The sequence below is a fragment of the Shewanella sp. genome (assembly GCF_013214165.1).
In the GTDB taxonomy this organism is placed as follows: Bacteria; Pseudomonadota; Gammaproteobacteria; order Enterobacterales; family Shewanellaceae; genus Shewanella.
In genome coordinates this window covers 23421-32903 of the sequence record NZ_JABSSM010000049.1, presented here as the reverse complement: position 1 = coordinate 32903, position 9483 = coordinate 23421, and the positions used below count along the sequence as shown (strand labels likewise).

The following is a 9483-nucleotide window of genomic DNA, read 5'->3' as shown; positions in this document are numbered from 1 at the left end:
GCGATTCAACCCAGTCACGCCTATGGTCGTAGTTTATTCCGGTTAAAGGATCATCTCCCATTAACATCGAACGGCGGCATAAACGTGAGCAGCAATGGTACCAGGACGTATCTTCGATACTGACTTGGGTTCTTCTTGGGCGCGGCATAACCACTCACTTATCATATTAACGAAACGATATATTCAGCTTAGACCAGCGCTCATGATCTCACCATTTATCCTTAACATGGATGGCACCATTTATCGCACCATTTATCCCGCACCATTTATCCCTATGGGTCAGATACCTAAGAACGACCTTCTATGCACTCTTACTGCAACCAGAGTCTGCGAGATGCGACTCTGGATTTCAAAAGTCTCCATACTTGATGGTCGTTAAAACGCTCTACCTCGGCTGAGTCATACAGCTAGTGCAATCAAGGCGCTTGATGTCGCATATTCGATAAATTTAATACTTTTTGCACACTGTTTAGTCTAGCAATAACAGACATTTCAGCTTAGGATCCACACCGGAAATAACCTCATCAGTTACTGGAATAACGATTCCGAACACATCATGGAGTAAACATGGGTATCAGAGCCATAGTTGTAGATACAGCAGGTACAACAACCGATCTTAGCTTTATTAAGGATACGCTTTTTCCTTATTCCGCCAGGGCATTACCCGACTTTCTTAAAGAAAATGAACACAATGTTTTAGTAGAAAACTGCATCTGTGATGTGAGAGATATTGCCCTAGAGCCCGACGCGTCTCTCGAACGAGTTGTGGAGATCTTGCAGCTGTGGATTGCCGAAGACAGAAAAGCCACGCCACTTAAGACACTACAAGGCCTGATCTGGAAGCAAGGATATGCCAAGGGCGAATTCACCGGTCATATTTTCCCTGATTTTATCCAGGCTATCGATGGTATTAAGCAGCAAAACATGCGCATTTACAGTTTCTCATCTGGCTCAGCAGAAGCCCAAAAGCTACTGTTTGCTCACAGTGATGGCGGCGACCTGACCCCTAAGTTTGATGGCCATTTCGATACCCGTACCGGTAACAAGCTATTCAAACAGGCTTATAGCAACATCATCAACACCATCAGCTTAGCGCCTAAGCAGGTGCTATTTATCTCTGATGTGGTTGAAGAGCTTAAAGCGGCCGAAGTAGCAGGAATGCGAACCATACAGATGGTTCGCTCAGATGATCAACGTACTGGCAGCCATAAGCAGATCACTAGCTTTGCCGAACTGAAGTTCTAATTAACAGCATAAACTTTAACAAGGGTACTCAGCATTGAGTGCCCTTTTTTTACACCTGTTGTCCGCCTCCTGACATGCTGCTATGCTGCCGCTTAAGTTAAACAAGCGTTTTAATAACGAGAGGCATCATGTTAGAAGAGTTTATCGCACAAAACCCTGTCCACACAGAGATCACCGTAGCCTGGGGAGAGATGGATGCCCTACAGCACGTGAATAACGTGATCTATTTCAAATATTTTGAGACGGCTCGGATCGACTTTTTTAGCCAGATAAACCTGCTCGGCGATCTGCAAACCACGCAAGTCGGCCCGGTACTGAGCGATAATCATGCCCGCTATAAGCGCCCGGTCACCTTTCCCGACACCTTGTTAGTCGCTGTGAAGATTAGCGATATCAAGGCCGACCGTTTCATGATGCATTATACGGTTTTCAGCAAGGCACAAGCCGCTATCACTACCTTAGGTAGCTCACAAGTGGTGATGTTTAACTTCAAGACAGGCAAGAAGGCGACACTGACCCCAGAACTCGTCGAGACCCTCAAGACCTATGAAGAAGTGAAAGCTGAGTCATAGGTCTAAGCTGGACTGAATCGGCTAACCTCGAGGTTGAGGCTAGCTGTGGGTATGCGCAAAAGTAATAACTCAGCTTTCATAAAAAACCAAAGCGAACTATTCACCTGTTAGCTTTGCAAGCTGAGACTTAATCTCGTCTGAAATCGGCTGACTCTTATCTATGCCGTAATCGTAATGCACCAGAGTCGTCTTAGCTTCTGCAGTCATCTTACCCTCCTGCCAGCTCTGCTGGGCCACCTCGAAGCTAGAGTTACCCACTCGGCTGATCCAGGTCTTAACGCTGACAGGCTTGCCATAATGAGTCGGCGACGTATAAGCTATGGTAAAACCCGCCACTATCAGGTTCCACTGACTCAGGTCCAGGCTAGGATTGAAGATCTCGAATACCGGCTCACGTGCAGCCTCAAACCACACAGGAAGCACTGTGTTGTTAATATGCCCCAGACCATCGGTCTCGTTGAATCTTGGCTGAATGGCTAAACTAAAAAAAGTCTCTGACATATCTCAATATCCTCTTATTATTCTTGTTCTAGCTGCATCATTACTCGATAACGTCACGCAGTGACATACATAGAGATGTGAAGCAGATCTATTTACCATACATGGCACTGATCTCGCGAGCATACTTATGATAAATCACCTTACGGCGTAACTTCATGGTCGGGGTGATGAGTCCCGCGTCTATGGAGAAGGCTTCCGTTAGCAGAGTAAACTTCTTAATCTTCTCGAAACCGGCCAGTTCGCTCTGCAGTGTCTTGAGTCTTTGTTCGAAAGACTCGATGACTTGTCGGTGACGTAACAGTTCTCTATGCGATTCATAATGCACCCCCTTCTCTTTAGCCCAAGCCTCCAGCACGCCAAATGCGGGTACGATCAAGGCGGTGACATAGTTCTTAGCATCCGCCACTATGGCAACTTGCTCGATGAAAGGACAACAAGCCAGCTTACCCTCGACGCGCTGAGGCGCGATATACTTACCGTTAGACGTCTTCATCAGCTCCTTGATGCGGTCGGTGATAAACAAGTTGCCTTGTTCATCGATACGGCCCGCATCGCCAGTCTTCAACCAGCCATCTTCGAAGGTAGCGGCAGTTTCTTGTGGACGGTTATAGTAACCGCGCATCACGGTATCACCGCGCACTAAGATCTCGTTATCTTTGCCTAATTTTATCTCGACCTCAGGTATGGCATTACCGTTGGAGCCGGGAACGCGATTAGCCAGCGTATTACAAGTGGCCGTGGCCGTCGTTTCTGTCATGCCAAAGCCACACAACACAGGCACGTCGATACTCTGGAAGAAGGCGCTCACGGTAGGATCTAGCGCGGCACCACCCACAGGCATAAACTTGAGGCGTCCACCCAGTACCTGCTTAAGCTTGCTAAACACCAGTTTATCGGCCAATTTCCATTGCAAGCTCAAGGCCAGTGATGCCTTCTCACGGCCCTGACCCACCTCAGATTGACGATGACCCACATTCATGGCCCAGGCGAACAACTTCTGACGGGAACTCGGTGCCTTAGAGACCTTATCCTGTACCGCGCTATACACCTTCTCTAAAAATCGGGGTACCACACACAGTGTGTGTGGACGCACCTGGACTATGGCTTCTTTGACCGCCATAGGGTTTTGCAGATAGACGTTATGGCCACCACGACTGAGCACATAGAAGCTCCAGCCACGTTCGAACACATGACTCAGAGGCAGGAAGGCCAGAGACACGTCACCGGGCGTAAATGGCAGGAAGCTATCGTGCTGACGCACCATAGAAGCAATGTTACGGTGATCCAGCATCACGCCTTTGGGCTCGCCTGTAGTACCTGAGGTGTAAATTAGGGTCAGCAGATCATCTAAATTGGCCGCTTCGAGTCGTTTATCCAACTCGATGAGTGTCTTTGGCGGATAGTTGTCGGCGATAAGGTCGTCGAAGTAATGATGATTGGCATTGTCTTGCAGGCTGACGCTCTTATCGAACACCACCACCTGCATCAAGCTGCTACATACGTCAGTCAGCTTACAGGCCATCTCATAATGAGCCTGATCGCCAGCGAAGATAAGTTTCGCCTCGGCATCATCGATAATATAACTCGCCTGTTCGAAGGTGCTGGTTGGATAGATGGGCACCACAACGGCGCGGGTCTTGAGGCAAGCAATATCGGCACAGGTCCATTGAGGCATGTTCTGTGCAAGGATGGCCACGCGGTCTTGAGCTTCGAAGCCAAAATGAATCAAGGCTTGAGCGACCTGGGAGCTGATGCTATCGAAATTGCTCCAGCTCACCTGATGCCATGGGGCCGCCATTTCGTATCCTTCGAGCGCGATAGCATCGCCGAGTTGCAGGCTCTGCTTCTTGATTAATCGTGTTAAATGATACTGCTCGAGTGACATATGTTTGGGGCCTTTTTAAGCGTACAGGTGTTGCTGTTTGCAGACATTTTACGCCAATGGCCCAAGAAAAATAAGAGCAATTGCTCAATCTTAGTGAGTTCAGCCACAGATTTATCAAACTTGTGGCCCTAGACCAGATCGCCTTGCCACAACTTTTTACTTCCCCAGCATATAGTTAGCATTGAAATGGCCACTAGCACGAGATCGCCCGCAAACCATAACCCAACGTCGGTTTCTTCGGCAAACACAGGTAAACTTGCCGAAACCCAAGCCCCATGAACAATAATTATTAACATAGTGGTGGACAGCTGTAACGCCGTCTTACACGCACTGCCTGCCCCTAAGAGAAAACCACAACCGAAGAAGGTACTCAAGACGAAGTGGGACCAGATGGCAAAAGTGATGGCTGGATTGAACAATGCAACCAGAGCCGCAGTCACCGCCATGCTCAAGGTTAACAAGATTAGCAAGTTAATTTGAGCGCGATTAAACCCATCTATCAAGCCCTGCTTGCCGCTAAACCCTGGCAGCATAAATAAGGTTTCCACCGCTCGCCAACATTGAATGCGGCTCCAATGCACCATAGTGCAAGCCACACAGCTAGACAGCACCAATATAAACAGCACCTGGGTCTGCACGCCCATCAGCTGAGCGAACGCCGCCACTATGAGTGTGATTATCGGCATGGCTATGATTAACTGGGCCAGCAAGGGACCAATGAAAAAATTAACCGGATGAAGCTGCTGTTCAAGCTTGCTGATCAAGGGGTAAGACTTAACACTCGGAAACCAAATCCCTCCCATCACCAGCGCGTTGAGATAGACAGTCCTGGCATCCGCATGCCAACCTCTTACCCTCCCTCTCTTCCATATAGCCCAGACTAAAGCCAGGTTAGCGATCATCAGTGCCGCCATCATCACCGGAGAGAAATATTCGGCAATCGCGTCAACGAAGTGTAGAGGCACATAGAGCAAGATAGACAGATAATAGCCACTCGGTTGTCTCTGGCATAAATAAACAAAGAGCAGGCCTAAACCCGTCGCTAACAGCAGTTGGGTAAATGCCCCCTCCACGCCTACCAGCAAGCAGACTAGGCTGCCTATAATAAATGACCCCAACAACATAAAGCCACATTGAAAGAATATGTTCCGTCTATATTCAGGGATCAGTATCGACCACTCTGTCGCCGCTAACCGATTCAACTGCCAGGCCACCGCCGCCGATACTGACAATTGCATCATGCCTAAGGTCAGGGCCAATGCCTCGGGTTTAACCAATACGATGACCGGCACCAAGCACACCAACAACAGAGCGACTCCCATAAAGCTGGCACTAAAAAGATCGTAGCACCAGAAGCGGATCACGCCAGCGAATCGACGCTGCAAGGATGTCAGCCAGAGCCCATTATCACTCCTAGCCTGGATCCGCTCTGGGTTAGTGCGACTCATCTGTGCAGCTCCATAAACAGCTGCTCAAGATTCAGTGACTGAGCCGATATATCTGGATACTTCACATCGCAGAAATTATCCACCAGCACCTTGTTACCGTACTGGTTAAGCACCTTTAGTCCTGCCGGGATATCTGCACCGTTTGCAAACGTAAGCAGCTTGACCTCTTCGCGCACACAGTCCATCTCCTTAAACAACACCAGCTCGCCGGATCTCATGAGTGCCAGATGGCTGGCGACACGTTCCAGATCTGAGGTGATATGGGATGAAAACAGCACAGCAGAGCCAGATTCAAGCGCCAGTTCGAACAGATCAGCCATAAATTTACGTCTGGCTATGGGATCTAGGCTAGCAACAGGCTCATCCAGAATAAGTAGCTTAGGTCGGTAGGCCATGGCCATGATCAAGGCCAGAGACTGACGCTGACCCACAGACATGCGTTGAACTTGTTGCTTAGAATCGAGATCGAAACGCTCAAGCCAGGTATTCTCAAGCTGCCGATCCCACGCGGGATAGAAGCCTCGATGTAATTCCAATGCCCTAGAGACACTGAAACCTTCATAGCCGAAGGCTTGTTGTGGCACATACCCTATCTGCGCCTTAGCCTCTGAGCTCAATTGACTAATCGGCTCTCCTAAGGTGGTGATCTCACCCGAACTTGGCTCTATGATCCCAAGCGCACAGCGCATCAGGGTCGATTTTCCGGCGCCGTTTTTCCCCAATAGGCCCACTACCATGCCGGGAAACAATTTTATTGAGAGGCAATTAATAGCAGTCTTAGCGGCCTCGCCTTTAGCCGAAAAATGTTTGCTAACCTTGTTAAACTCAAGAATCGGCGCTTGGTTCATATCCATCAGTTCAATCCTTTGTGCTTATTTTGTTTATTGTTTTACCGCTTTACCAACCAGTATCGATGAGCGCCATTAACTCATCACGACTTATGCCTAATTGTTTGGCTTGGGACACGAGCTCATCGACCTCGGGCTTAAGTAACTGGGCACTCGAAGTTGTCTCGCTATGTTCTCGTTTAGCCACCCTGGTAGCTTGGCCACGGCGCCTCTCCAGCCATCCCTGCTCGACCAGCTGCTGCACCGCCCTGGAAACAGTCATGGGGTTGACCGACAGGTGCTCGGCCATCTTCCGCACCGAAGGCAGCACTTGTTCTGTTTCGAGTTGGCCACCCACAATTAAACGCACAATCTGTTCGCTCAACTGTCGATATATGGGTTCACCACTACTGGGGTTGACATTGATTAGTTCTAACATTAGCCTTTAGACACTGTATTAATACATTGATACACCTATACAGTGATAATCTAGCATAGATTGAGTAATTTTCAACAAAGGAATAGCCAGTATGTTTCATGGAAACCGAGACGGGTCTGCGACAAGAGAGGCCAACAAGATAATAACGGGCAAGCCATTAATGACGCTGTTGGGCACCATAGTTATCAGCAGCATTATACTCAGCCTTCCTGCCTTTGCAGACGCTGATATCAGCAAGAATAACGCGGGTAAACAGACGAGCCAGAATGAGCAAACCTGTTATCTGGATGGCTTGTCTGAGCAAGTTAACTGCGGTTTTATCACAGTGGCGGAGAATCCCGCTAAGCCGGATGGTAAACAGATAGAGATCCACTATGCTGTGCTGGCAGCGATAAAAAGTGATAATCAGGCCGAAGCCTTTCTAGCCATCGCCGGTGGCCCGGGTCAATCTGCCATAGATAACGCCGCAGGCTTCAGCCGTATGTTCAGTAAAATCCGTCAGAGTCGAGATATCTTACTCATCGATCAGCGCGGCACCGGTCGATCCAACATCTTAACCTGCGAAGGAGACGGCTTCGAAAATCCCTTGGCCATTAACGAAGCTGATTTCGATGTGGCCACCGAGACTCAGGCCTGTCTGGATGAACTCGACGCCGATGTCACTCAATACGGTAGCCTAAATGCATTAGATGATTTCGAAGCCGTGCGCAAGCATCTCGGCTATAAGAAGCTGCATGTATATGGCATATCTTACGGCACTCGCATGGCACAACTGTATCTAGGCCACTACCCACAAGCGCTGTCGACAGTCACCATAGACGGCGTAGTCCCGATGCAACAGAGCGTACTGGCCATAGGCAATGCCATCAGCCGCGCCTTCGATCTGTTAATTAAGGATTGCGGCACTAACACGCTCTGCGACGCTCAGTTTCCCAACCTGCAAGCAGACCTAACCCATGTCGATGCCAAGCTAGCCATAGCGCCAATGGTCAGCCAGGTACCAGACCCGTTAACAGGCGAGGCAACCCAGCTCACCATGACCCGAGCCAAGTTTATGGGCGCCATCAGAATGGCCCTGTATATGCCGAATGTCCGCGCGCTGATCCCACATGCGATCAGTGAGGCCGCTAAGGATAATTTCCAACCCATCCTAGGCCTCTATGCGCTCACTATCGATAGCACAGGTATCGCCATGGGCATGCATGCCTCGGTGATTTGTGGCGAAGATTGGCAACGCCTCACCACTGCCGAGCGAGACGCCGCTAACCAGACCTATTTTGGTCGGGAGATGGTGACTACATTCGCACAATCCTGCGCCATCTGGAACATGCCCGCCGTGGATGATGACTTTTCGGCGCCCATTAGCAGCGACATCCCCACCTTAGTGTTATCGGGACAATTAGATCCGGCCACACCGCCGAGCTGGGGTGAGTTAGCCATGGAAAAGCTCACTAATGCCAAGCACTTTATCGCCCCCTACGCCACCCACGGGGTCGCCCATCAATCTTGTGCTAACGAGCTTATCGCAGAGCTGGTCGACAGCGGCAGCGTGCAGGACTTAGACGGCGAATGCCTGAACAAGGATGTGAGCCGTAATTTTTACCTCAATGCCAGCACAGTCGAGGCCATTCCCACCCCGGAGCATGAACCAGAGCCGGTACAACAACCACAACCAGAGCAAGCACTAGCCCAAGGAGCGAGCCATGATTAAAGTATCTAATCTATCTAAGCGTATCGGCGAGGTTCAGGCACTGGATGATCTCAGCTTCGAAGCCCAAAATGGCCAAATAACCGGACTGCTTGGCCCTAACGGTGCGGGTAAGACGACCTGCCTGAGAACCATTTTCGGTCTGCTCCAGGCAGATAAAGGTATCGCCGAGATAGATGGCATAGACGTGTCTAAATTTCCTATTCAGGCCAAACAGCAACTAGGGCTGTTCCCGGATCCCTTCGGACTCTATGAAAGGCTGACGCCCAGAGAGTATGTGAGTTATTTTGCCGAGCTCAATGGCTTATCACGCAATGAAGCCAAGGTTGCCACCGCTAAGGTACTCAGCCAACTGCATATGGATGATATTGCCGACCGTCGCTGCAAAGGTTTCTCCCAGGGCCAACGCATGAAGACGGCACTGGCTCAGGCCATAGTCCACCAGCCAACCAACATCATACTCGACGAGCCAACACGTGGCCTAGATGTGATGAGCACCCGAGTACTGAGAGATCTATTGCGAGAGCTCAAGGAGCATGGGCACTGCGTCTTGTTCTCTAGCCATGTGATGCAGGAAGTTGCCGCACTCTGTGATCAGGTGATCGTGATGGCGGACGGTAAAGTCGTTGCCGTCGGCAGCCCAGATGATCTGTGTCGCCAGACAGGTAAGGATTCTCTGGAGGATGCGTTTATCCAGCTGATTGGAACAGATGAGGGAATCGCAGCATGATGACTACCTCACAAATGATGCTCTTCAAAGCATCCAAGCAGGATGCACACTTTCAATGCCAGTTGATTGGAACAGATGAGGGAATCGCAGCATGATGACTACCTCACAAATGATGTTCTTTAAAGCAT

Annotated in this window: 9 protein-coding genes and 1 pseudogene; 4 read left to right on the top strand and 6 right to left on the bottom strand. The window is 49.7% G+C overall.

The features are described 5' to 3' along the window. A pseudogene (locus tag HRU42_RS14180) lies at positions 1-148 on the bottom strand (transposase); the annotation flags it as partial. Between the two features lie 419 nt (positions 149-567). Between HRU42_RS14180 and mtnC the strand changes: the two are divergent. Both mtnC and HRU42_RS14170 read left to right on the top strand, forming a co-directional pair. Continuing rightward, entirely contained in the window at positions 568-1245 is a 678-nt protein-coding gene (gene mtnC, locus HRU42_RS14175) for an acireductone synthase (protein ID WP_295031975.1), read from the top strand. A 128-nt stretch (positions 1246-1373) separates the two neighbouring features. Continuing rightward, on the top strand, positions 1374-1817 hold the full coding sequence (locus tag HRU42_RS14170; protein WP_295031974.1) for a thioesterase family protein: 444 nt from the start codon (positions 1374-1376) through the stop codon (positions 1815-1817). Between the two features lie 96 nt (positions 1818-1913). Here the strand turns inward: HRU42_RS14170 and HRU42_RS14165 are convergent, their stop codons facing one another. The 5 genes from HRU42_RS14165 to HRU42_RS14145 all read right to left on the bottom strand — a co-directional run bounded on the left by HRU42_RS14165 (position 1914) and on the right by HRU42_RS14145 (position 6917). Beyond that, positions 1914-2318 carry a thioesterase family protein gene (locus HRU42_RS14165; RefSeq protein ID WP_295031973.1) on the bottom strand — a complete coding sequence of 135 codons (405 nt, stop codon included), beginning with the start codon at positions 2316-2318 and terminating at the stop codon, positions 1914-1916. Between the two features lie 88 nt (positions 2319-2406). Continuing rightward, entirely contained in the window at positions 2407-4203 is a 1797-nt protein-coding gene (locus HRU42_RS14160; RefSeq protein ID WP_295031972.1) for a long-chain fatty acid--CoA ligase, read from the bottom strand. Between the two features lie 128 nt (positions 4204-4331). Continuing rightward, on the bottom strand, positions 4332-5651 hold the full coding sequence (locus tag HRU42_RS14155) for a hypothetical protein (RefSeq protein ID WP_295031971.1): 1320 nt from the start codon (positions 5649-5651) through the stop codon (positions 4332-4334). Then, positions 5648-6505, bottom strand: a complete 858-nt coding sequence (locus tag HRU42_RS14150; RefSeq protein WP_295031970.1) for an ABC transporter ATP-binding protein — start codon at positions 6503-6505, stop codon at positions 5648-5650. The genes HRU42_RS14155 and HRU42_RS14150 overlap by 4 nt, the downstream gene beginning before the upstream one ends. A 43-nt stretch (positions 6506-6548) precedes the next feature. Next, positions 6549-6917 (bottom strand): GntR family transcriptional regulator, encoded by a 369-nt coding sequence (locus tag HRU42_RS14145; RefSeq protein ID WP_295031969.1) that lies wholly within the window; start codon positions 6915-6917, stop codon positions 6549-6551. Between the two features lie 91 nt (positions 6918-7008). On the opposite strand from HRU42_RS14145, the gene HRU42_RS14140 reads away from it, so the two are divergent. Together HRU42_RS14140 and HRU42_RS14135 are read left to right on the top strand one after the other, a co-directional pair. Further along, positions 7009-8628 carry an alpha/beta hydrolase gene (locus HRU42_RS14140; protein ID WP_295031968.1) on the top strand — a complete coding sequence of 540 codons (1620 nt, stop codon included), beginning with the start codon at positions 7009-7011 and terminating at the stop codon, positions 8626-8628. Next, positions 8621-9355 carry an ATP-binding cassette domain-containing protein gene (locus HRU42_RS14135; protein ID WP_295031967.1) on the top strand — a complete coding sequence of 245 codons (735 nt, stop codon included), beginning with the start codon at positions 8621-8623 and terminating at the stop codon, positions 9353-9355. Before HRU42_RS14140 ends, HRU42_RS14135 begins: the two co-directional genes overlap by 8 nt. Positions 9356-9483 lie beyond the last annotated feature (128 nt).